At 48.9% G+C, this 24,701-nt stretch carries 14 protein-coding genes; 2 read left to right on the forward strand and 12 right to left on the reverse strand.

Features of this window, described 5'->3' with window-relative positions:
- The first annotated feature begins 49 nt into the window (after positions 1–49).
- Both HGH90_RS29565 and HGH90_RS29570 read left to right on the forward strand, forming a co-directional pair.
- Complete coding sequence (locus HGH90_RS29565) at positions 50–2,281, forward strand: glycosyl hydrolase family 95 catalytic domain-containing protein (RefSeq protein ID WP_169192599.1); 2,232 nt, start codon at positions 50–52, stop codon at positions 2,279–2,281.
- Positions 2,282–2,466: 185 nt separating this feature from the next.
- A complete protein-coding gene (locus HGH90_RS29570) occupies positions 2,467–5,355 on the forward strand; it encodes a glycoside hydrolase family 38 C-terminal domain-containing protein (RefSeq protein WP_248277091.1) in 2,889 nt (962 codons plus the stop codon).
- 59 nt (positions 5,356–5,414) lie between these two features.
- Here the strand turns inward: HGH90_RS29570 and HGH90_RS29575 are convergent, their stop codons facing one another.
- The 12 genes from HGH90_RS29575 to HGH90_RS29630 form a co-directional block, all read right to left on the reverse strand.
- On the reverse strand, positions 5,415–5,777 hold the full coding sequence (locus HGH90_RS29575) for a nuclear transport factor 2 family protein (RefSeq protein ID WP_168764619.1): 363 nt from the start codon (positions 5,775–5,777) through the stop codon (positions 5,415–5,417).
- Between the two features lie 91 nt (positions 5,778–5,868).
- Entirely contained in the window at positions 5,869–6,456 is a 588-nt protein-coding gene (locus HGH90_RS29580; protein ID WP_168764620.1) for a Crp/Fnr family transcriptional regulator, read from the reverse strand.
- Between the two features lie 140 nt (positions 6,457–6,596).
- The gene (locus HGH90_RS29585) at positions 6,597–7,976 is read right to left on the reverse strand and encodes a discoidin domain-containing protein (RefSeq protein ID WP_169192601.1); all 1,380 of its coding nucleotides are present in this window, start codon (positions 7,974–7,976) and stop codon (positions 6,597–6,599) included.
- 35 nt (positions 7,977–8,011) lie between these two features.
- The gene (locus tag HGH90_RS29590; RefSeq protein ID WP_168764622.1) at positions 8,012–9,763 is read right to left on the reverse strand and encodes a DUF4983 domain-containing protein; all 1,752 of its coding nucleotides are present in this window, start codon (positions 9,761–9,763) and stop codon (positions 8,012–8,014) included.
- Between the two features lie 15 nt (positions 9,764–9,778).
- Entirely contained in the window at positions 9,779–11,365 is a 1,587-nt protein-coding gene (locus HGH90_RS29595; protein ID WP_168764623.1) for a DUF5008 domain-containing protein, read from the reverse strand.
- Between the two features lie 55 nt (positions 11,366–11,420).
- A complete protein-coding gene (locus HGH90_RS29600; RefSeq protein WP_168764624.1) occupies positions 11,421–12,143 on the reverse strand; it encodes a fasciclin domain-containing protein in 723 nt (240 codons plus the stop codon).
- Between the two features lie 10 nt (positions 12,144–12,153).
- The gene (locus HGH90_RS29605; RefSeq protein WP_168764625.1) at positions 12,154–13,683 is read right to left on the reverse strand and encodes a RagB/SusD family nutrient uptake outer membrane protein; all 1,530 of its coding nucleotides are present in this window, start codon (positions 13,681–13,683) and stop codon (positions 12,154–12,156) included.
- Between the two features lie 30 nt (positions 13,684–13,713).
- Positions 13,714–16,863: a SusC/RagA family TonB-linked outer membrane protein gene (locus tag HGH90_RS29610; RefSeq protein ID WP_169192602.1), complete on the reverse strand. Its 3,150-nt coding sequence runs from the start codon at positions 16,861–16,863 to the stop codon at positions 13,714–13,716.
- 51 nt (positions 16,864–16,914) lie between these two features.
- Entirely contained in the window at positions 16,915–17,976 is a 1,062-nt protein-coding gene (locus HGH90_RS29615) for a DUF5007 domain-containing protein (RefSeq protein WP_168764627.1), read from the reverse strand.
- 20 nt (positions 17,977–17,996) lie between these two features.
- Positions 17,997–19,586 (reverse strand): carbohydrate-binding protein, encoded by a 1,590-nt coding sequence (locus HGH90_RS29620; RefSeq protein WP_168764628.1) that lies wholly within the window; start codon positions 19,584–19,586, stop codon positions 17,997–17,999.
- A gap of 5 nt (positions 19,587–19,591) precedes the next feature.
- Positions 19,592–21,106, reverse strand: a complete 1,515-nt coding sequence (locus tag HGH90_RS29625; protein ID WP_168764629.1) for a RagB/SusD family nutrient uptake outer membrane protein — start codon at positions 21,104–21,106, stop codon at positions 19,592–19,594.
- 16 nt (positions 21,107–21,122) lie between these two features.
- Complete coding sequence (locus tag HGH90_RS29630) at positions 21,123–24,095, reverse strand: SusC/RagA family TonB-linked outer membrane protein (protein ID WP_169192603.1); 2,973 nt, start codon at positions 24,093–24,095, stop codon at positions 21,123–21,125.
- Positions 24,096–24,701 lie beyond the last annotated feature (606 nt).

Here is a 24,701-nt window from a genome sequence, read left to right on the forward strand (position 1 = left end):
AGCGTATATTTACCCGTTCACAATGCTTAAAACAAACTAAAATCGTAAAATGAAAAGGCTATTGGGCGCTATACTGTGTTGTACCTTCATTCTTCTTTCTACAGCTGTTAATGCGCAGCATTCGGACGCCGGTCCTGGTGCGGGCTATAACTACCAGTTATGGTACACTCAACCTGCCGAAAAATGGGATGCACAGGCATTACCTATCGGCAATGGAAGAATGGGCGCCATGCTATTTGGGGGTATTAAAACGGAAAAGGTACAGTACAACGAACAGAGTTTATGGAGTGGCGACAATAATTGGGACGGAGAATATGAAACAGGGGATCATGGCTTTGGATCCTACCGGAATTTCGGAACGTTTGTAATAGATTTCAATCATACGGAGGTAGTAACCGGGTATTATCGCTCACTAAATATTCAAACCGGGGTGCATACCACCGCTTTTGAAATAGGCGATACCCACTATACGCGAGAAGCATTTGCCAGTCACCCTGACCAGGTGATGGTTTTCCGTTATACCGCCAGTAAAAAAGGAGCTTTATCCGGTAAAATCTCCATGCAGTCAGCGCAAGGAGCTATAAGTACTGCTAATGCAGAAGGATTGAGCTTTACGGGTGAAATGCCCAATCACCTGAAGTATGCTGCTAACATGCAAATTGCGCACGAAGGAGGGAGTATTTCGGTGGAAGGAAATAACTGGGTATTTCAAAAATGCAATACGATTACCATTTACCTCGATGCGCGGACAAACTATAAACCGGATTTCCGGTCAGGGTGGCGTGGGGCAGACCCTATGCCGCTGGTTAAGCAGGAGATCGGTGCAGCCAGGAAAAGTGGTTATCAAACATTGATGAGTCGCCATACAAAAGACCTTACCCGTCTCACACAGGCAGCGTCTATTGATATTGGGAAAACTAATGCCGACGTGTTACTATTGCCTACCGACGCTCGTCTGAAAAGATATGCAGGAGGCAGTGTGGATCCCGACCTGGAAGAAACTATCTTTCAGTATGGCCGTTATTTGCTGGCCAGCTGTTCGCGTATAGGCGGGTTGCCGGCTAACCTGCAGGGTTTATGGAACGACAGCAACACACCGCCCTGGGCCGGCGATTATCACAACAATATCAACATCCAGATGAATTACTGGGGGGTAGAATCAACGAATTTATCTGAATGCCATTTGCCCCTGATAGATTTCATCAAGGCTGCGGAAGAGCCCTGTCGTATTGCTACCCGGAAGGCATTCGGGTCTAATGTACGTGGATGGACGGCCCGCACCAGCCAGAGTATTTTCGGTGGGAATGGTTGGGAATGGAATATTCCGGCCAGCGCGTGGTATGCGCAGCATGTTTTTGAACATTGGGCTTTTACCATGGATAAAACCTATTTACGTACTACGGCCTACCCTATTTTGAAGGAGATCTGTCAGTTTTGGGAGGATCGTTTAAAGAAAACGCCCGATGGCAAACTGATGGTGCCTGATGGATGGTCGCCCGAGCATGGTCCCCGGGAAGATGGCGTAATGCACGATCAGCAATTGGTATGGGACCTTTTTCAAAACTACCTGGAAGCAGCGAAGGCATTAGGCATCGATTCGGCCTACCAGCTGAAAGTAGCAGGTATGCAGGCACATCTTGCCCCTAACAAGATCGGTAAGTGGGGACAGTTACAGGAATGGCAGGAAGATAGGGATGACCCGGATGACCAGCACCGGCACACCTCTCACCTCTTTGCCGTTTATCCCGGCCGCCAGATCAGTATGACCCTTAACCCGGATTTCGCAAAGGCCGCTATCATTTCATTGCGGAGCCGGAGCGGGAACTATGGAAAAAATGAAAACACGCCATTCACTGTCGAATCAACGGTGGGCGATAGTCGCCGCTCCTGGACATGGCCCTGGCGCTGTGCGCTTTGGGCGCGCCTTGGCGAAGGTGAGAAGGCAGGCATCATGGTGCGCGGGTTACTTACTTATAATACCCTGCCCAATCTTTTTACTACACACCCTCCCTTCCAGATAGACGGCAACCTCGGTATCACTGGGGCTATAGCGGAGATGCTCCTGCAAAGCCATGCCGGTGAAATTCATTTGCTGCCGGGAATACCCTCTGGTTGGGCGGCCGGGTCTTTTAAAGGCCTGAAAGCCCGGGGAGGATATACGATAGATTGCAGCTGGCAAAATGGGCAAGTGACTGAGTATCGCATCAGATCAGCTGAACAAAAGAAAGTATGGGTCCGGGTAAATAATAAGAAAATACAGGTGGTAACGCAGAAGGGATAAATATCGATTTGCGGCTAACTTATGGAGTCATTTAGAAAAAAACACATGATAACGAATCATTGGTAAAACCTTCACCGAGGTTTTTGAAGTCACCGGGATTCCCGGACAAAAAAGTAAAAAGCTAATCCACTACCACTTGTCAGTATTTTTTGCATTCCTGTTAATATGTATGTATGTTTGTACATATGAAGCATATAAGGTCTATACTCTTCCTCTCAGGCTGTATTTGCACCGGCCTTACCAGCGCACAGCAACAGCTGCAAACCTTTACCAGTATTGAACTACAGCCTACAGTTGCCTATCTTAGGCAACCCACTGGCTCCGCCCGCATGGCGCGGTTGATCTTTCATAACGGACGCAGTTACCAGGCGGGTACCGTCTATATTTCCTTTAACGGGAGAGAAGACAGTCTCCCCGTGCCTGCCAGTGCTGCGGGCGTAAGTCTCGTGGAAATACCCTTGCCCGGGGGCCCAGTGGATAAAGACACCCAGGCATTTATCCGTTACCGTTATGGCCGCCAAACCTACGCCGCCCAATGCATTGTAACACCTACCCGCTCCTGGAAGGTATATGTAATGCCACATTCGCACGTAGATGTTGGCTATACCAACGTACAGTCGAAAGTGCTGTCCATTCATATGAACAATATTGACGAAGCCATTAAAATAGCTGCCCGTACCGCCAACTATCCACCGGAAGCACGCTTTAAATGGAATACAGAAGCGCTGTGGGTAGTAGATAAATACCTGGCAACGGCAAGTCCCGATAAACAGGCCGCCTTCCGCGACGCCGTTAAAAAAGGCTGGATTAATCTCGATGGCGCCTATGCCAACACCAATACCAGTGCTACCAGCGCGGCCCAATTGCTGCACCTGTTTGGCACCGGGGCCAGGCTCGCCCGGCAATACGACATGTCAATACACACCATGTTCCAGGGCGATGTACCCGGCGCTTCCTGGGGACTCACCAGTCAAGCTGATATCACCGGCATTCACTACTTCCTCAGCGCCCCCAATGCGTCGGACCGTATAGGCAGCTCGGGGCAGTGGCGTGATAAACCCTTCTACTGGCAATCGCCTTCCGGCCAGCAAAAGGTGCTGTTCTGGCAATCATCGCCCTACTCAATCGGCTATACGCTGAAAGGCAGCAAAATCCCTAACTTCTTCACGGTAGAAGATCCCAAACCATATTATACCGGCAAGCCCAGCGAAAACTTCCTGAATCCTTACCTGTTCGATTACCTGGCCCAGCTGGAACAGCGGCGTTTCCCCTACGACATGACCCTGCTCACCTGGGCGATGAGCGACAACGCGCCCATAGATCCCGAACTGCCGGATGCCGTAAAAGCATGGAATGAGCGGTATGCATCTCCGCAATTGGTGATCACCTCGGTAAAACAATTCTTTACCGACTTTGAAAACACCTGGAAAAATCGTATCCCGGTATTATCGGGCGATTATACCGAGTATTGGACAGACGGCATCGCTTCCGCCGCCCGGGAAACGGCCATCAACCGGAATGCTTCCGACAGGTTGCAACAAGCCGGCGCCATCTGGGCCCTGCGTGATAAACCGGCGTATCCGGCCGACTCGTTCAATAAAACGTGGACAGAACTCATCATGTTTAACGAACATACCTGGGGCGCCTACAACAGTGTATCAGATCCGGCAGATCCGAAAGCCATCGCACAGTGGCAGTTTAAACAAGCCTTTGCACTCGAAGCCCAGACACAGTCAGCAGCCCTGCTTCAGCAAAGCACCAGCAACCACAATACTGTTGCTAACGCCATCGATGTTTATAATCCCATTGACCATCCCTACACCAGCCTGGTGAAGGTACCTGCGACACTCAGCAGCAGAGGCGACCTCGTGAAAGACCTGCAGGGTAATAAAGTGCCCTCACAAAGGCTCAGTACGGGTGAACTGGCCATTTTAGTAAAGGGGCTGCCGGCTTTTTCCAAACAACGGTTTAACATCTTTCCGGGGAAGGCGTGGACCGGCCCACAAAAAGCTACCGTCGGCGCCAATAGTCTCGATAACGGCCTTTACAGCCTCACGGTCGACGAACATACCGGCAATATCACCAGTCTCCATAAAAAAGGATTCAACACCAATTTCGCTACTACAGCAGGATTAAATCAATACGATTACCTGCCCGGCGACTCCGCAGAAAAAGTGCAGTCGAGTGGCGCGGCCACCATCCGTATCGGGGAAAAAGGCCCACTGGTTGTGAGCCTGCAGATCAGCTCCCCTGCGCCCGGCGCCCAGTCTCTTGTCCGTGAAATTATGCTGGCAGCTGGTACCGACGAGGTAGCGCTTACCAACACCATCGATAAAATAGCAGTGAGCAATAAAGAAAGCGTTCACTTTGTGTTTCCATTCAACATCCCGGCGGCGCAGGTGCGCTACAGCATTCCCTGGAGCAGCATCCGGGCGGAATCAGCACAACTGCCGCATACTAACCGGAACTGGTATACGCAGCAACGCTGGGTAGACGTGTCTAACGGCGAAACCGGCGTTACCTGGTCCAGCCCCGACGCCCCGTTGTTTGAAATAGGCCAGTATCCCACTGCCGGGCTGCTGGGAGGATTACATGATTCGCCGCGCTGGATTGGCTTTACCGCCCAGCAACCCCTGATCGCTTCCTGGGTGATGAATAACCTCTGGCATACCAACTTCCGGAGGGACCAGGAGGGTATTACTACTTTCCATTACTACCTGAAGGTACATGGCGCCTATGATGCCGCAGCAGTTAACGCCACCGGGCTGGAAAACCACCAGCCGCTGGTAGTAGCCGCGGCCAGCGGCCCGGCAACAGAAGATCTCTTTTTCACGATACAGGGCAAGCCGGTATATGTTGAAAACATCTATCCTGCCGCCGATGGCAAAGGCGTATTACTGCAATTGGTAAACACAGCAGTTACTGCCACCGAAGTGGCGATAGCGCCAAAAAACAAAAACAACGCATTGAACATCCGGGAAAGTAATGTGCTGGAAGCTGATGTGCGGCCACTGGCATCCACCTTCTCCATTCCTGGCAGAGGGGTGCTCATGATCCGTGTGGCTTTAAAATAAAAATCAACCGGCTTTATCAAAAGCAGAAAGCTTAAAGCTTTCTGCTTTTGCTTTCTGCTTTAAGCTTTCTGCTTCTCCAGCAATGGCCTTGGGTCAAAAATGACTTTAAACGCTTTTATTTTGCCTGACTGGATTTGATACCACCCGCTGGCAAAGATGGTAGTGGCATTGCCCATGTCAATGTCATAAAAAAGGCTTACATCAGTATCATCGGCCAGTACCTTTTTTATATTGTATTTGAATTTCATGCGGGTCATATCATCCAGGTATATATCGGCCCCATGGCGGCTTCCCATCACCCCAATGAAATTAAAATCATCTGCCAGGCATTGACGGGCAGCCGAAAAGTCTTCGCGGTTTAAGGCATCAATAAAAGATAGCACTATGTCTTTGGCGCTGTTGATGGTTTGTGTGGTACTCATGCCATTTTTTCTTTAAAGGTGAAGAACAGTGTAAAGGTCGGTTTATGTGGATAAGCTGACCTGTGATGATCGTCACAAAATGGGTACCGGGTTATTTTCTGCTACGGATACGGCTGAGTGTTTCCCTGGCGATGCCGAGGTAGGATGATAGTTGTGAAAGCGACACCCGTTGCATCATGTCGGGATAATGTTCAGCCAGGTAGGCGTAGCGTTCCTGTGCCGTCATAAGTTTATAAATAACGGCATGTTGTTCCTGTTTGGCCGCAATGCTTTGCAGGCATTTCCGGCCCAATGTTTCCACATCCGGATCCTGCGCAGCAGCGGCATACAGGCGTTGCTTATCAAACTTAATGGTTGTGAGGGGCTCAGCAGCCTGTATGGCGTACTCCGACCGTTCTCCGCGGGCAAAGCTGTTGATATTAGTGGCAATATCTTCTTCGAAGAAGAAAGCGGTATTAATCTCTTTCCCGTCTTTATTGTAAAAAGCACGGCAATAACCTTTGCAGATATAAAAGAGGGCATCGCATACTTTGCCTGGTTCCAACAGCCAGTCATCTTTCTTAAATGACATGATGGTGAGTGCGGGATAAATAGCACTCCAATCTTTAGCCCGGAAACCGGTGAGCGTATTCATGTAGTGCAGCACCTGTTGCGATGCGGCTGCTTCGAGGTCGAGCATAATAGCGTTCAATTTTTGCCGCATAAAGGTAATGAAAGAGCAGAAAGCATAAAGCGTAAAGCATAAAGCTATTGCCGATATCTGCTGATATCATTCCTTACAATCGCTTTATGCTTTACGCTTTACGCTTTCTGCTCCACCTACGGCCGCCTGAGCAGGCGCCATTCGGCACATTGGAACAATCCCTCGCCCCAATTAGCAGTTACATTTAAACGATAATATTTAAAGGCTACTTTATTGCTGAAAGTAAACTTGCGGGTGAGGAAGCGCGAGCCGAACGACTCGTTGTTGCGGCTATCCAGCACCACCCAGTTTTGCCCATCTGACGAGCCCTGTATTTCCCAATTTTTGGGATCCCTGCCGGGAGCATCATTGGCGGAGGTAATAGTATAGGCGCCGGTATACTGAGGCATAGCGAAATCAAGCTGCATCCATGCATTGGTAAAATTGAACAACAGGAACTTGGTATTGATATTATTATCTATCAGCTTGGGCGAATTTTCGTTTCCATTACTGGTATTCTCAAACTGAACGCTGTACCGGATATTGGTATTGGTAATATCTGTTTCTATCAGTTTGGAAGGGTCCAGTACAATCACTACGGTTTTCTTCACGGAATCTACCAGGTGATTGGATGGGTCGCTGAGGGTAAGCGCCAATACCGGTTTTTGGGCCGCATATTGTTGCAGGGCTGCCACTTTCACTTTGAGCCCGAAGGTAGCTGTGTTCTTGTTGGCATCGAAATTCACCGTAGGTGGCAACGTATAGTCGTTATCTTTAGCCAGCAGCACACCATCGGTGATAGTCCCTTTATCCAGCAGGCGCTGGGCTGTGTCCGGCGCGGCGTTGACAGTTGCCGTAAATGCATTTCCTGCAATCCCACCCAGCGACACGCTGATAGGAACCGTTACTTCCGTGGTACCCAGGATAGCATTATCTCCCGAAGGCTGATGAGAAATTGTACCGGCATCCGTAAAATAGACATAGTGAATTTCCGCAGGGGTTATGACTTTGTCGGTATGAACGATCACAATTGCTGATCCGGCAGCTCCATCGAGCGTATTGTTTTTTCCCGGATTACCCAGCTGTATGGCCAGCGCCAGGCTTTTTCCATAACTCTTCTCAATCGCCTGCATTGCAATATCGAGGTTAAATGAGAGCGTGTCTACGCCGAAACGGATCTCGGCGGCCCTGGGAATGGTGTAATAGTTATCTTCCAGCAATACGGTATTGGGAAGCTTTCCGGTGGAAATGAGTTGCTGGATAGTATCATTATTCACCCCTATACTGAGGGTAAATATCTTCGGCGCGCTGGAAGACAAGGCAATTTTTACCGGTACGGTAATTTTATCATTGGATTTAATATAGCTGGCCGCGCCAGGGATTATAATCTGCCCGTTTACACTGCTGATCGCCACTTTTACAGGTGGCAACGTTTCATCTGTGAAGCGTTCATTTTTATTGCAGGCGATGATGCCTGATAGTAGCAACAGGCATAGCAGCCCTGGTTTTTTGCCCATATCATAAGGTTTGTAGGTCATTAAATTGAGATCTTCTATATGCCTACGTTGGCATAAGTAGTGATCCATACCCTTCCATCGAGATTCCAGTTGGTATCGGCCGGGATCTGCAGCCAGCTGAGTATTTGCCTGACAACATCTACCGGCTGCGGCACCAGCTGGGAGAGGTTGGTGTTAGCAGTAGGACACATGAGATCATTGAAATCATCCCAGGCATAATTGCCTTTTAGCTGAAAATCATGTTTTAAACTACTCTGGTCTTTGAAAACGCCGCCGAACCCGTCTTTACACGACCAGTAGCCCGCCAGGTAATCGTAGTAAGGATGGGAAGTGGGCAGCTGATCGGCACATACGTATGTCTTTATCACATCATCCGGAATTGCTGCTTTAAAAAATTTCACTTCTGTTACATAGGCATCCAGCCAGCGGTTGTCTGATACGTTGCCGGGCATAAAGCCCAGGGTGAGCGGTGCATCGGTATCAAAACTGCCATAGCCGGTGATATCAATTTCCCCGTTGTATTGCCCGTCGGTTAGCAGGCGCAGGTAACGCTTGTTATCTCTCCGGTAAAAAACCGCAGCGAGATCATGCCATTTCCCATCTCCGATATTACCACCTGTAATCATGTTGTTGGCGTTAAATACAGGTGTGTTTTGCCCAAAATGCACTCCCCAGTTATTTTGCTCCAGCGACATATTCCAGCCGGTATTATGCCACCAGTCCATCGACATATTGTTGCCAATGATGGAAGGCCAGGTAAAGGCATAGTCGCCGGAATGACTTTTATTCTTTTTTATCTTCAGTTCAATCGTCGCGTCTGTGGTATCGCCCAGGTTATAGTCTGCCTTGCCGCTGTCGATCGTAGCATATATAGCATTGGCGGTATTGTCGCCATACAGCCGCACCGACTTGCCGGTATAACGGTTACCTGTAAACGGCCGGTCGATGAAGCTGGGCATGTAACGGGGTGAATAAAAAATGGTGAAGGTATTGACCTTGCCATTGCTGAGAATAGTGCCGTCATCGGTTTGCGGATTGGGTACTACCGCGCCACCGCGGTTAGACGTAACCACTATCAGCCAGCTCTCCTTATTGTAGCTGGGCCGCTTTTTCAGGGCGGCCAGCAGCTCACTTACATAGCCGTCTACTTTTAATATAGCCGCTTTATATTCAGGCGTGCCGGACTCATATCCATGCGCAGCACCAGCCAGGGCAACCTGGCTGAACTGGCCGAACACCAGGCCTGCTGTATCTACTTTCAGCTCATTGAGCAATGCTTGTTGCACCGCATCGTCGTTGTTAGCAAATGTTTTATTGACATCGGCATTTGTGATCAGTTTTTTCCCTAAATCATCGGCAGCGCTGAAAGCAGCAATTCTATATCCGGGGTTGCGCCCCTTGATATACTTAAAGAAAACGGGATATTGGGAAAGGCTGTTATTGCTCATATCTTCGCTAACAACTCCGTGTTTCTCCTTGTGTACACCTGTAAGCAGATCTGCCCATCCGGTAGCATCCAGGCTGATGGTATCGCTGATACTATTCCAACAGTAGATGGCGCTGTCTTCCATGGCGGTGAGCTGCGGCGCCGGCGCATCGCGTACCGCTTCTCCCCTGGCGCCATCTATCACCAACATTAATATCTTAGGCTGTTTTACCGTTACATTGGTAGGGTCGTCGTAATGCTTTACCGGCGCATGATCGAGGCCTTTATTGCAGGCCGCGATAGCGGTGATCATTCCTATCATGACGGCCAGCCATCTTCTGCCTGTTTTATAGATGTTCATATGCTGCAGATTTTTTTATTTGAATAACAGTCTGAAAATATTGCCGGCATCTTTTTCATTGAACCGGGAAAACATGCCAAGTACCAGGGCCTGCGTTTGTCCATTAGCGCTGGTCGTTTCCACCACTTTACTCACATATCCCCTGAAATCGCCGGTATTATTGTATCCTGCGGCCAGCGATGCATCAGGATTCAGCACCATGAACCCGGACCGGCGTACATTTCCATATTGTTTAAAATACCCGCTCACGATAATGAGACCGTTGTTCAACTGATGCGCAAACAGGTAACTGGTACCGCTGAGTACCGGCAAAGGTGCAAACTGGTTATCGATGCTTCCATCTGTTTTCAGCATCACCAGGCCGCTTTTATCGGCGCCATTGAAACGGGTAAAATCGCCTGCCAGCATAAAACGTTGTTTAGCGGCATTGTAGCGGATGGTGTAAATGGTATTATCGGCTCCGCTGCCGCCAAAACCGGCATCCAGGCTGCCATCGGTATTCAACCGGGCAATGTAGGGTGCAGGCTGCCCATTGTATTTGGTAAAGCGTCCTACGATAATCAGCTTACCATCGGGCTGCATATAGGCGTCGGAGATAGGACCATTAGCGCCGTCGAAACTTTTATGTTTTGCCAGGTCGTAGTTAAAAGTGGAATCCAGCCGCCCATCGGGATAGAAACGAATCAGCTGCCGCACCACCACGCTATCGGTAATTAACGAATCGCGTTCATGCAAAAAGTCGGGTTTATTATACACATAGCTCAGGTAATAATTAAAATTACCAATACAGGTAATCTTATTGTCGTATACATAGGCCCGGTAAATATTCCCATCGGTCCCCCCATTAAAAGCAGGAACGGTGTCTTTCTTAGTATAGGTGTTTACGATCGCACTGTCCAGCGAGCCGTTGCTGTTGAGCAGGGTGATGTTGCGCATTTCACCATTGTGGGTATCATAAGAAGAAAAGCTGCCGGTGATCACCAGCTTGCCCCCCGGCAATGCAGCAATAGCGCCCAGTGAGCCATCGGCGCCTTTTCCAGACAACAGGTTACGATCTACTTCTCCATCTTTCGAGGTTAATACGATCCGGTTCAGGGGCTTTACCACCCCTTTGCGTTCAAAATCCCAGAAGCCGCCCAGCAACAACATACGGCCATCAGGCATCTGGTAGGCTTCATTTACGGGGCCATTGGCGCCAACGGTGGCTCTATAGTTGGGGTCAAGGTCGAGGTTGCCTTTCACCCGGAAAATGGGACCAAAATAGATCTGGTCGCCGATAGTGACCGAAGCTACGCCCGTACTACCAGTTACCGGCACCTTTACCTTGATGCCGGCGGTATCTACACTCACTACCTCTGCCCGTTCTGCGTTAAATGTAAAGCGAAGAGAATCTTTATAGGGAACCAGGCCGGTAGCTTTGAAAGTAACCACCGTGCCGGGCGCCGCTTCTAACGGCTCGGGAGGATCAGTGCTCAACATCACGCCCAGCTGCTGTCTTCCACCGGCATAGGGATTATCAAATACCTGGCTATCTTTCCGGCAGTTGACCAGCAATAACGTGATCAGCAAGGCAAACAGCCCCACACGCCCGGTTCGTTTCATATATTTTTTACTAATTGGAGAAATCATTTTTTTGCTTTTTTCGGGAGAGAAAATATCAACCACCTGTTTTCATGACGATGATCATATCATCCAGGAATGCCTGGTAATCGAATCCGAAATAATAATGCGCATCGCTCAATACGTGCACTACACCATTGTTGGTTAGGATATTACAGGAGGCCACATCGGCGCGGTTCCAGTTATCCATTGGGCGACCTATGTCAGGGATGTAACAGATAGACAATTGCCGGTAACCCACATATTTCACCCCGTTATCATCGTTGTAGATAACACCGATATTCATCGGCGCTCCATTCCACGACAGGTAGCCCTGCCCCGGGTAAATCGACAGCAGGTTGTAGTCGATCTGCGGAAAGTCTTTCAACTCGCTGCGCTGGTGAAACATGTAATACCCCAGGTAGCGCTGCCAGATGGTAGCCGGAATGTCTGAAAGCTTTTTGATCGTATCGTACGACTGGTAGTTCAGATCACCATTGAGGCGTACTACCAGGTGCTTGATGCTATTATTGGTAGGCGCGAAGAAGGTGAGGGTATCTTCGCGGAATACCTTCTCCCAACCGGCTAATTTCACTACCTGCGCCACGCTGTCGAAAAAGTAGGGCACGGCATTGAGATAGTCCATAGTAGTACCTTTGAAGTGCGGATCGCTGGTACCTGAGTCTTTATAGTATTCTTTCTTACAAGCGCCCGTCCATAGCAGGACGCCCAATAAGATAAGCAGGGTATATATCTGGTGACTTTTATTTAGCTGGTTCATGAGCAATATTTTATCTTGACCAATAATTATTCAATTGCATACCGGGATTGTTATTCAAGGCGGCAGGGCTGATAGGCCAGGTCCAACCACCGTTTTCAAACTGCGACTGGGTAAGCGGGTAATAGCACCATTGCTGATTCATAACGCGACCGGTGCGTACCAGGTCAAAATAATAATGGCCTTCCATCATCAGCTCCTTGGCGCTTTCTATGTAGATAGCGTCTTTCAACGCAGGACCTCCCTGGCCCTGGTACAGGGTAGTTTTAGCGCGGTTGCGGATCATGTTCAGCATGCGAATAGCTTCCGCATCCTTGTTGAGCGCAGCCAATGCCTCGGCGCGCAGCAGGATAGCCCCGGCATAGCGCAACAGGATCAGGTCATTGTCCACGTTCTTATCATTTTCGCCTTGCTCAAAAATGCTGCTGTACTTAAGAAACAGGAAGGTACCATCGTTGGCATACATCTGAGAATCGAACCAGGTGGTAGCACGCGCATCGGGCACGCCGGTGGGATATAACCTGCGCAGGAAGTCGGCACGGATATAGGAGAAGCTATATTGGTGACCGGCAGCCGGACGTTTATATGGCCAGTGCACAACAAACTCGGATAAGTCGTTCCAGTTGTCGCCCAACGTTTCGCCATAGTTGGAGTTAATCACAATATCAAAAAGGCTTTCTTTGGAGCGGCCTTTAAAGATGGTAAATGACTGTTCGATAGGCAGTAAGTCGTAGGCGCCGCTTTTAATCAGTTCATCGCCCCACTGCGCGGTTTGGGTATAATATTGCTGGGCATTCCCTTTATCGAAACCGGCATTCCACATGCTCATTTCCATCATCAGCGCTAAAGCAGCGCCCCTGCTGGCTTTGGCGCCCTGGTTGGCAGGATCGTTAAATGTCCATTGCAGGTTGTCTTTTACTTTTCCCAGGTCGGCAATACAATTGTTCATCACCGTCACCATTTTTTCGCGTGATAAAGGCGCATCGTGATAAGCGTCGGTATAGTAAGGCACATCGCCCCAGAGGCGTACCATGATGAAGTAAGTCATACAACGCATGAAAATGGCTTCTGCCTGGTAGCCTTTAATATCCGTGTCGGTGATGTCGGCGATCTTCCGGTGATCCAGTTCATATACCAGGATGTTGCTGGCCTGGATAATACGGTAAAAAGGCCGCCAGTCGGACAAGTTCCACAACTTAAAGATGTTCCAGAAGTCTTTTCCTCCGGGGGTATTCACTACGTTGCTCAGGTCATTTTTAGCGATGCTCACCAGGAAGGTGCGGTCGTTGCCATCATTTTTTTGCGGCGACATTTCCATTTGCCCGCCCCTCATTTCACCAGCCGCAGCAAACAGCGGACAGGAGCCGGCTGCATCTCTGAACAGCCCGTAAATATCCCATAAATTACTCTCCACATCATTCCGGTTCTGGAAGAAAGTATTACCAGACAAGCGGTCCAGCGGTTTTACATCCAGGAACTTTTTACATCCCAGTGGCGTCATGAATAATAAAAGGGTAACGATATAAGTAATCCTGCGAAACATAATCAACAGCTTTTAATGAAAGAGATCACTTTAAAATTCTACGTTCAAACCAAAGTTCCAGGAGCGGGGAATCGGGTAACCGCCAGACTGGTCGCGGCCCAGCGCGGATACATTTTCCGGGTTGGGACCACTGTAGTTGGAAAAAGTAACCAGGTTATTGCACGACAAATAAAAGCGTACGGAGTTAATGCCATAACGGTTCGTAAATTTCCGGTTAAGCAAATAAGCCAGCGTTACTGTATTGATTTTGTAATAGGACCCATCCTCTTCCGTAAGCGTTTGTTCATAACGGTAAGGATTTATTTGCCCGGCTCTCTTGTAGTCAAATGGATAGGGATAAGTAGCGGTATTGCCCGTGCCTTTCCAATAGTCTACGTTCGAGAAGTCTACCACTGCCTTGGGATCATAAGGATTACCCAGGTACTGCATACGCTGCGCCAGCGCATTGTTGAGGATAGACCGGATCAGGGTAAACGAGGTACTCAGGTTCACGGAAAAATTCTTCCAGTTGAGATATGACTGTAAACCACCGGTAATCAATGGTTGCGAGTTACCCGCTGCGGTATAGTCATCGTTAGTCATGACATAGTTACCATCTACATCCTGCCAGATAGGATCGCCTCCTTTAAAGTAGGTACCTCCTGAAGTACGGTAGCGCAGCCCTGTGGCCGGATCTACCGGCACATCGGCATCAGAAGCATATACGCCGGTGGTTTTAAACAGGTAGTTGGTCAGGCTGTTGCGTCCTACACGATAGAGGATATATTGTCCGCTGGCATTGTCGTATTGGATCAGCGCTTTGGCGCCATTAGGCAAGTGCGTAAGGATATCCTTGTTGAAGGCTGCATTCACGGAAATAGTCCACTGCACGGCGCTGGTGCGGGGCAAAGGACGAAAGGTGAAGGTAGCTTCATAACCATAATCGATCAACGACGTTTCGTTGGTGGTAATGTTGTTGAAGCCGGTCATATCCGCTACATCCTTGGTACGCAACAGGTTCTTCACAGATTTGTAATAGGCGTCGAAAATCACCTCTATGCGGCTATCGAATAGTCCTGCTTCAAAGCCTACGTTGTACTGGGTAGTGGTAGTGGGCTTCAGCGTGGTATTGGGCAGTTGCCCGAAATCGATGCCCAGCCTCGGATTAGAGTTGTACAATCCGCGGGGGTTATAGGTACCATAAATGGAGAAGATGTCGCCGGCGGGTACGATATTCTGTCCCCAGCTGCCACGCAAAGAGCCGTAGGTTAGCCATTTGCTGTCTTTGAGCAATGCCTCTTTGTTAAAATTCCAGCGTACGCCTACAGCGGGATTACGGGAATAGGGGTCTGAAAAACCGGTGCTCGAAGTACCATCCAGGCGGTAGCTGAGGTCCAGTACATACTTCTGTTTATAGTTATAGGAAAAAGTTCCTGCGAAAGAGGCAATGTGTTGCTTGGAGTAATTATCCAGCAAACCACCGCCACGGGAGGCCCAGCCATCAAATCCCAATGGCCCTCGGTATTGGTTATTGGGCGTTTTTTCCTGTTGTATTACTAATCCCTGGAAGCCTTTGTTATAGATTTCATTAAAGGTAGAAAGGAAGAAATTGTGTTCTCCATTTAGACTATAAAAATAAGACAGCATGTTGCGGTTATACAGGGTAAACTTGCGGTCGTTGTACGCATATACCTGTGAAAAGTCGCTATGTGCCGCAGCGGGCGTAAACCGGTCTTCCGTATTGGAGGCATAGTCGTAGCTCATAGTGCTGGCGGCATTCAGACCTTTCAACAACTGGTAGTTAACGTCTACACTGGCTCTCACGTTGGCCGTTTTATTATCATTTTTGGTGGTTAAAGACGATAATACCCCGGCAGTACTCTGGTAGAAAGAAGGGCCAGGCAACAGGGAAGAAGCGCTGGCATTGCCTGCCACGCCATTTTGTGTAAGGCCATTTCCATCTCCCTTATTCCGCTTACCGACCTGGGTAGACAACGTAGTGAATACACGCAGTTTGGGATTAGGTTGGTAGAGCATATTAGTGTTGATAGAATAGCGGTCAAATCCGGTATTACGTATCACCCCATTTTCATGGTAGTAGCCTAAATCCACTTTATAGTTGAACTTGGGATCGCCTCCGCTGATATTCACGTTATGGGTTTGGTTATAAGTGCTACGGTAAAAGATGCCCTGCCAGTTGGTAGAGTTTTTATAATAAGGATTGAGGCTATCCGCCAGGAATGGCGTGGTAGATATTTTATTGATATCATCGCGGTCGCCGCTGGCAAAAATTTCCGCAATGCGCAGACTTCGTTCATCCTTACCGCCAATGGTAGTACGCAACTGGGGCGGCGTATTCACGAAGAAGTTACCGGTGTAGCGTACCAACGGGATGGGTGAACTACCCCTGCGGGTAGTGATGAGAATAACGCCATAAGCGCCCCTGGAGCCATACAACGCGGTAGCCTGTGCGTCTTTCAGGATTTCCATGCTCTCAATATCTTCCGGGGGAATCAGGGACAAAGGGCTTACGCCTGGTCCGGCCGACTGGTAGCCATATTCAAAGTTGGCATCTGCTTCAATAGGTACACCGTCAATCACATATAAAGGGGAGGTGGGAGATAGAAACGCGTCGTTACCACTGCCCGACACCGTAATATTCGACAATCCCCTGATTTGAATAGAGCCCCTGGCGCCGGGAGCGCCGGTATTATTCTGGATATTTAAGCCCGCTACCCGGCCCTGCAGCAGCTGTTCTACGTTCGATACCGGGATGTCCTGCAATTCTTTTCCACCCACAATGGCAGCAGAACCGGTACCCAGCTCCCTGGTTTTCTTTTGATAGCCTACTACAATGGCTTCTGTCAATTTATTTTCTGTTACAGTGAGCCTTATTACCACATCCCGTTTATCTTTTACTTTAAACCGGTAGTCGGCAAAACCCATATAGCGGAAAATCATTTGTGCATCGGGAGCTACCGATACAGAAAAAACGCCATTGGCATTGGTAATTCCTACTGCCCTGGGAGGTGTTCCGGTAAGAATACTTACTCCTACCAAAGGTTCGTTAGTAGTAGCATCTCTTACTGTGCCCTTCAACACTATTTTTTCCTGCGCCAGCAACGGACTACCTGCCAACAGCAGTAGCAGTATGGCTATTAGCCGGTACTTCGCACCCTTATCAGTATAAAGAAGTTTCATGCGTCTATAATTTGTTATTACGGTAATCAAATAGGTATATTTCTGTGGCGTTTATTCATCGCGGAACCGGGGGTTGCTTCTGAAGTAGAAGATGATTTCCCAGTCTCCCTTCTGGTAAATATTGAAAGAGAAATCGATCGTGCCGGTTTGACGGGCATGCCCAAACCCCAGCCGGTCGAAACTGAAGCTCACATGTGCGGAAGAACCGTCGCCATTTGTAAACCGGGTAGGGAATTTCACCAGGGGAATAGGATATGCCACATCGTAGGTAACAGCAGTTTTGGTACGCACCACATTGAATCCATGCAGGATAGAATCCCATTTGGTAAGATTAAACCGGTCGATATCTATTGGCAGGGAATCTTTATCCATGAACTTGAACGTAAGGGTATTGCCATTTCCTTTTTTATGAAAGAGCACTCTTACACTATCTGACTTCAGCCCCTGGTTGGTGGCATCGTCGGTGATGTTGATGATACCGGGGTGGATGTATATCAACGTATAAATGGAAGAATCGCCGGGATTGGGATAGTTGCGTTGTTGCTGCCCGGTGATGGCATCCATTTCGCTGGGTGCATAGGGTTGTTCCCGCAAAGGAAGCAGCGACAGGTTCTTATACACCGTACTGCCGCCGGAATTAGCAGCTTGTACATCAAACAGGTAGCCAGAATCCGGTTGTTGACGCATAAAGCTGCTGTCGGCGCCGGCCCAGAGGATAAAGTCGCCGGAAGTTTCCCGGATCTCCCAGGCGGGATGCGACTCCAGCGCGCGCTTCCCTTCTATTTCAGCGAGCGACTTTTCATAACCGGTATAAGCTTTTTTCCACACCAGTGTTTGCACCTGCTTTTCCAGGTCGGTAGCAGGCAAGCCACTTTTTTTGTAACGCACATTCATGATTTTAAAATGGATGGGCGTAGTGGAGTTGTCGGTATTAAAAATCAGGGAATATACGGTAGTACGGCCCAGTACAGGGGTAAATACGGTTTGATTGTATACCGCCCGGGGACTGAGGTAATCCAGGTCGTCGGGCGCCCATTTCCTGCAGGCGGCTGTAAGTAAGATGAGCAGTCCTGCCGACAGCCAATAAATGTTCCTCCATTTTTTTCGTTCCATTGCAATAAGTTTAAAGGGACTTAATTAATTAGCTTGAAAGTGACGGACTTCACATCATAGCCTGCGGTGTCCATAAAGAAGCGCATCTTATGCTTGCCTTTGGTGAGGTGAACGGATACGGTAACGGGCGTACGCTTATCGTAACCGCCGGTGTTCACAGCTTTCACGGGACCGGTTACATCCACACCATCGAATTCAATATGAAAGGTTTTAGGATCGCTTTCGGAGGTACCAATCATGGTGGTAGCATTATAGAAGCCGGTGGTTTTTACATCCACGTCATAGTCGAGCCACTCTCCCGCCCGGGTCCAGCCTACCACGTAGCCGCCGCCTTCGTGCGGAGCGAAGGCAATACCTACGCCATCGCTAGGTCGGTATTGGCCGCCATCGTTATTGGTTGTAGTATTATGATACCCAACGCCTTCTCCGCCGGGGTTATAGTCTTCCAGTTGTATACAGCCGGGGATGGGCATGGGCCTGTTTACCGGCAGGAATTTCAGGAACCGCAGGTCATAGTTGGCATAATCATAAAACAGCGTGAGTACATGTTTGCCTTCCTCTAGCCGCACGGTGCTGTACACATCCTGGTAGCGGTCGTAGCCGCCGGTAGAGGGCAGCACCAGTTTACTGCCGGTCACTATATTGCCGTCCAGTTCCAGGTGAAGGCGCCCATTGGCATCGTTGGCGCCAAAGCGAAGCTGCATGTTGTAATCGCCGGTTTCCGTTACCTGCACGGTATACTTCATCCATTCTTCGGTTTCGGTCCAGCCAATCTTATAACTATTATTTTCCGCATTGGTAATGTCTACGCTTTCGGCCGGCCGGAACTGGCCGCCATAGTTATCCCTGGAGCGGTCGTGGTAACCCACCATTTCCCCGCCTTTGTCAAACATTTCCAATCCTATGGTGCCTGGAATAAAGAAGGGCTCTCCGGTCCAGGGTACGGAGTTGGTGGGACTCATGCGGGAAATGAATTCATCGAAGCCAAACATGTGATCTTTTTCCAGGATGTTGACGTAGCCATTCTTTGTATTGATATCGATGGCTACGGTACTTGTATTGCTCCAGCGATTGGTATAGATCACTTTTTTTGTATCGCTGAATTGTATTACACCGGGGCCCCCTTTCACATAGCCCTCTGAGGTAGTACGGTTCAACTTCCCATGCATGGGATATCCATTTATGGTATTGAGGGTAAGTCCATCCTGTAACTGCATGCTGTCGGCCGCAATTTTACCCAGGATGATGTAGCGGCATACGAGTGTATCGAGTTGTTCTGCCGGCAGGCTGCTGAGGTTCATCAGCGGGCGTCCCTGTATTTTCCGCAGCGTGTTCATATTATCGAGGGCCTGGCGGAAGCTGGCGTCTGTAGGGGCAAAGACAGTCAATGCTGTGTCTTTGTTTTTCAACAGGCCGGAACGATGAACCAGGTCGGCCGCCAGCAGGAAAGAATCGTACTGTTGTTGCTGACGCAGGAAATCGTAAATCGTTCCATCAAATATTTTCAATTGGTTCTGGTAGTTGTAGTCGCCGTTATTCTTCCGGCAGCCGGCGAATAGTAGCAGGCCGGCAATACAAATCCTGGTGATATACCGCATGTTCTTCATCATTTAAGTTATTGCCAATAAGGGTTTTGCTTGATCAACGGGTTCTGGGTCAGGATATCTTTAGACACCGGCCAGTAGATTCCTCCTTTGGCGATGAGCTGTAAGAAGGCGGGATCGTTTTGTTTGATCTTATTATACCGTATCAGGTCAAACCAGCGCCATCCCTCTCCCATCAACTCTTTACGGCGTTCCTTGAAAATAGCGTCGATCAGGTCGCCCTCCATGCCGGGATCATACCGCTTAATTTTGCGCAGGTCGCGGATAGTATTCAGCAAATCGATGGCGGCCTGTGTTTGCCCATTCACCGCCTGGGCTTCTGCCTGCAACAGGGTAATATTTTCCAGTCTTGTTATAATGATGGTACTGGAGAAGATGCGAAAAGAGGGATCGGTAGTGGCGCCATCCTGTATCACTTTTATCTTGTTGAAAATAGGTACCTGTGTATTGAAGCTGGTGAAATAGCGGGTGGAAGTGGGCGCACCCGTGAGGGTGTCCAGGCTGAAACGTTCATCTACCGGCTGGTCAAATACCGACAAGATGGTTTCTTTAGGCACATAAATATCCGGCAGGTCTTTATTCACCACAGGTTTAGCCAGCGTTAGTTCTTCGAGGTGCCCGGAAAAAGACTCATCTACATGGCCCCAGTCGAAGTTAAAGGCCAGGATATGATTGTCTTGTTTCCAGTGATAAAATCCATCGCCCCTTACCAGTTCATCAGTACCTACATAATAGCTACCGGCTTTGGAGTAATTGTCGAGTACAAACTGTGCATACACTGATACATCCGCGTATTTTCCCTGGTAGGCTGCTACGTGCGCCAGCAGGGCGTATGCCGACAATTTGCGGGCTAATGCTCCCATCCACCTTGCGCCGCTTTCGTTATAGTAGTTACCTTGCTGTTGCACATCGCCCTGGCTGTATTTATAAGGGAGGTCGGGAGCTGCCAGCAGCAGTTCCTTTTCGATGAATGCCAGCACCGTTTCTTTGCGGTCTCTTGCCTTGTTGGCAAATTCGCCATCGTGCGAAGTGGTGATCAATGGTACATCGCCCCAGATGGTGACCAGGCAGAAGTAGGCATAGGCCCGCATGAAGTGCATCTGGGCAATATCTACCCGCATGTTTTGGTCGGAGTATTTGGGGTCTTTCGCTTTCACTTCTCCTACGTGTTCGAGAAACATATTGGCGGCATTAACAACGGCGTAAAACCGGCGCCAGTCGGACAGTGACTGTAACAGTGGATAAGCGGCACGCAGATCGCCGCTGATAATGGCTTTCAGGTCCTGGCGTTGTACGGCGGTAAAGTCGCCATTACGCAATTCGCCATACATCCAGAAAGCGTTGTTATCTGCCAGGGCAGCGCGCATAAGTCCATATACACTGATCAATGCAGCCCTGGTATCTTCGTGGGAATTCCAGAAATTCTTTTCAGACACCACGTGGGTGGATTCCACGTCCAGTAATTTCTTGCACCCGGCGCCCAGCAGGCCGCTGAGCAGGACACAGATAAGGATAATCTTTTTCATTTGCATGCTATTACTGTTATAGATCCATTTTAAAACCGATGGTATATGTTTTAGGAATGGGCAGTCCGTATCCTGTATCAAACCCGTTGTAGTTCACCAGTTCGGGATCTCCGCCGGTATAGGGCGTGATGGAAAACAGGTTGCTGGCCGTGCCGTATATCGTGAGCCGGTTGACAGGAGTTTTCTTATGCCACCATTTTGCGCTGGTAATATCGTATTGCAGAGATAGCGAACGGAGTTTCAGGAAGGCGCCGTTTTCGAGGAACAGGTCTTGGTCTACCCGGTATGCATCTACTGTGCTCCAGGGGTTATAGATAGGATACTTTTCATAGTTACCCGCTTTACTCCAGAAAGTGATTTCTTTAATGGCGCTCATATCTATTTTTCCTTCGCGGTTAACGAAGTCGAACCGGTCGGCCATTTTCTGGTTCAATATTTTGCGGCCCAGGGCATAGTAGAAAGAGCAGCTGAGGGTAAATCCTTTCCATTGAAAATCGTTATTGAAGCCGCCGGAAACGACTGGCATGGAATGCCCTGCCAGCACTTTGTCTTTATCGTCTATTACGTAGTCGCCGTTAGCGTCCTTCCAGCGCGGATCTCCGGCCAGGAGTGGGATGCCTTGGTAGTTGAGCGATTTTTTTGTAGCCGGGTTCACCGGGATATCAGCGTCGCGGTTGTAGATACCGTTGTTTTGCAGTACCCAGAACTGGTCTATGGCATGTCCTACTTTTAGCAAGCGGGTGCCGTCAGCTACCACCAGCTCTTGCAGTCCACCCGGCAACGCCAGCAGTTTGTTACGGTTGTAGTTTACGTTCAGGCCGGCGGTCCATTTAAGGTGGCTGGCATCGGGCAGTATGGCAGCCTGCACGGTGAGGTCTACTCCCTGGTTGCTGACCTTCATGCCATTTTTATACTGCATTTTATAGCCATATTCTGAGGAGAAGGGTACACCCAGGATCATATTTTTATCGATCCGGTTATAAACGTCAACGGATATACGAATCCGATCATGTAGTAGACCGGCGTCCAGCCCCAGGTCAGTTTGATCGGTATAAGGCCACCTGATATCATTGCCGATGTAGCCGGAGGTATAGGCACGGCTCATCCCGGGGAATCCGTTATAAGAGAACTTTACCGGGTTATTACTAAAGGAGAGATCGGAAGTATATTGGGTACCTTCACCGAAACGGTCGTCTGTCATTAGCCTGCCTACCCTACCCCAGCTGGCGTGAAAGCGCAGACTGCTAAAGGTGTTATCATCTGGCAGGAAAATATTCTTCAGGTTGGCTCCCGTGGTAAAGGTGGGTGATACCAGCCACCAATTGTTGGGCAGTGCGCTGGAAGAACCATCGCTTCTTACCAGTACCGAGAAATCGAGTTTATCGAGGTACTTATACGCCGCCCGGCCGTAGAAGGATAACAGGCGGTGCCGTTGCTGATCCAGGAACATGAAGGTGAGGGCATGATTAAATGCTTTCATGGTAAGGTAATTATCCTTCGTATTATCTGAGTTCAGCAGGTTTACTTTAATCAGGTCGTTCGGGCCTTTATAAGCAAAGGCATAGTTGTACCTGTTATAGTCCGACTGGAATACTTCGCCTGCTTCCATACTGAGGTCGTGGGTTTTGTTCCAGTTATGGTGATATGCGATGGTATTATCGAAGCATACGCGCTGGTTATATCCAAAGTAGTTGGATACATAGTTCACTGTTTCCAGTAAGGTGCTGGGATAAAACAGGTCGCGCAGCCCTTCGTTATAATCGAATGAAAAGTTGGAGGTGATGCGCCAGTCGTCGCCAAGGGCGTAGTTTAATTTGAAATAGCCATTTACCTCGTTGACTTTATTATCGTCGAATGATTTCGTGTATTCGTTGCGGTATTGGCTGTAATAGTCTTTATTAGGTGAGAGCGGGTTGCTCAGGTCGGGCAGATACTGCATTTCGGCGAAGCGGTCGCGCAGGGAGCTGTTGCGTTTTCTTTCCAGCCTGGTGGCGCTGATCATAGAAGAAATCGTGAATCCTTTGAGGGGGATCATATTAATTTCAAACATGGCGTTGTACCGGTCCATCGACGTAGCATCGGCGGGGTTGGCGGTGCGCCGGTTGCCGATGGCAAACAAGAAGTTGGCCCGGTCGGTGCCGCTGGAGAGGCTGGCATTAACGCCGTATACCGGCCGGTTTTTGTAGTATAGGTCTGTCCAGTTGGAGGGACCATAGTATGCCTGGTTGGTGGAATCGCGCAGGTATAGCGGGTAGCTCTGGAGCTGGCTGGTGTTTGCGTATTTATCGTAGAACTGCTGGCGGAAGTCGTTTTCTGTTTTAGCGTTGCGGGTGGTGATGTGTGGACTTTGCACCATGCCGAAGTAGGTGTTGAAGCTGATTCTTCGTTTACCCTTTACTGGTGGTTTGGTGGTGATGACGATAACGCCGCCGTTGGCAGCGCGGGGGCCGTATTTGGCGGCCTGTCCGAAGTCTTTGAGCACTTCTATGGAGGCGATATTGTCCGGGTCAATTGCCGCCAGCAGGTTGGTAGCGGGTCCGATGCGGTTATAGTCGAATCGCTGTATATCAAAGGCGAAGGGATGGTCCATGATGAGGGGAATGCCATCAAGGATCACCGTAGGCTGAGCATCATATACATCTTTGCTGCTGATAAAAGGGATGGCAGTACCTCTCAGGAATATATTGAGGTTGGTGCCGGGTTCGCCGCTGGGTTCCTGAACATATACGCCGGCCACATTTCCTTTGAGCAGGTGTTGCAGCGATGCGTTTGGATAAAATGTTTCCCGTTCCATGGAGAGCGGTTCCCTTGTTTTCTTCACATAGGGCAGTATGGGAACGATGGTATCAGCGGACGTAGCGGGATGAGTGGTATCGGGTGAATAGCGTGTATTCATTACCGTTAACACCGGTAAAACATTGCCGGCCCGTGCAGATAAAAGGCAATACAAGGGCAGGCACGAGATGAAGATCCGTACAAATGATCGCATAGTTTTTATATTTTTTTAAAAGGCGGGTAGCGATGTGTTAAGTAATCGTTTTCGTAAAAAGGCATGGAAGTTCCAGGGGAACTACCTTTACGGCATCCCGATTATCAACATAACGCAACTGATACAACGATATATTAAAGCGGTATTCGTTTTAATATACTTACATACCCGTGGAAACTATAACAGAGAAGGCGCTTACCGCTTCTTTTTTAAATCCATCCTGATCTGACAACTCCCGTTAAATAAATCGATTTAGCATAATGGGCGAACATGGACCTGTTGCTGTTAAAATAAAATCGATTTAGCAATAAACCGTGGACAAATACTTATGAAAGGGTTTTGGAAAATCTTCTACATTGATTTTGAGATTTATGAATGATTAAAAATTAAAAAATGATATAAGCGATTTTTGGTTGTGCTAAACGTGAAAATTATTGGTTACTACATAGGGCAATTTTGTTCTTACCTGGGTCAATGCATATACGCAGTGCTACCATAACGAATCAAATTTACTCAGCCAATATTAAAAAAAAACGCCAGTTTTTCGGGCAAAAAGATAAACCCAAAAAGCAGCCTGTAAGCAATTATTGTTTTTACAATGTAACA

Source organism: Chitinophaga sp. Ak27 (genome assembly GCF_012726295.1).
Classification (GTDB): Bacteria; Bacteroidota; Bacteroidia; order Chitinophagales; family Chitinophagaceae; genus Chitinophaga.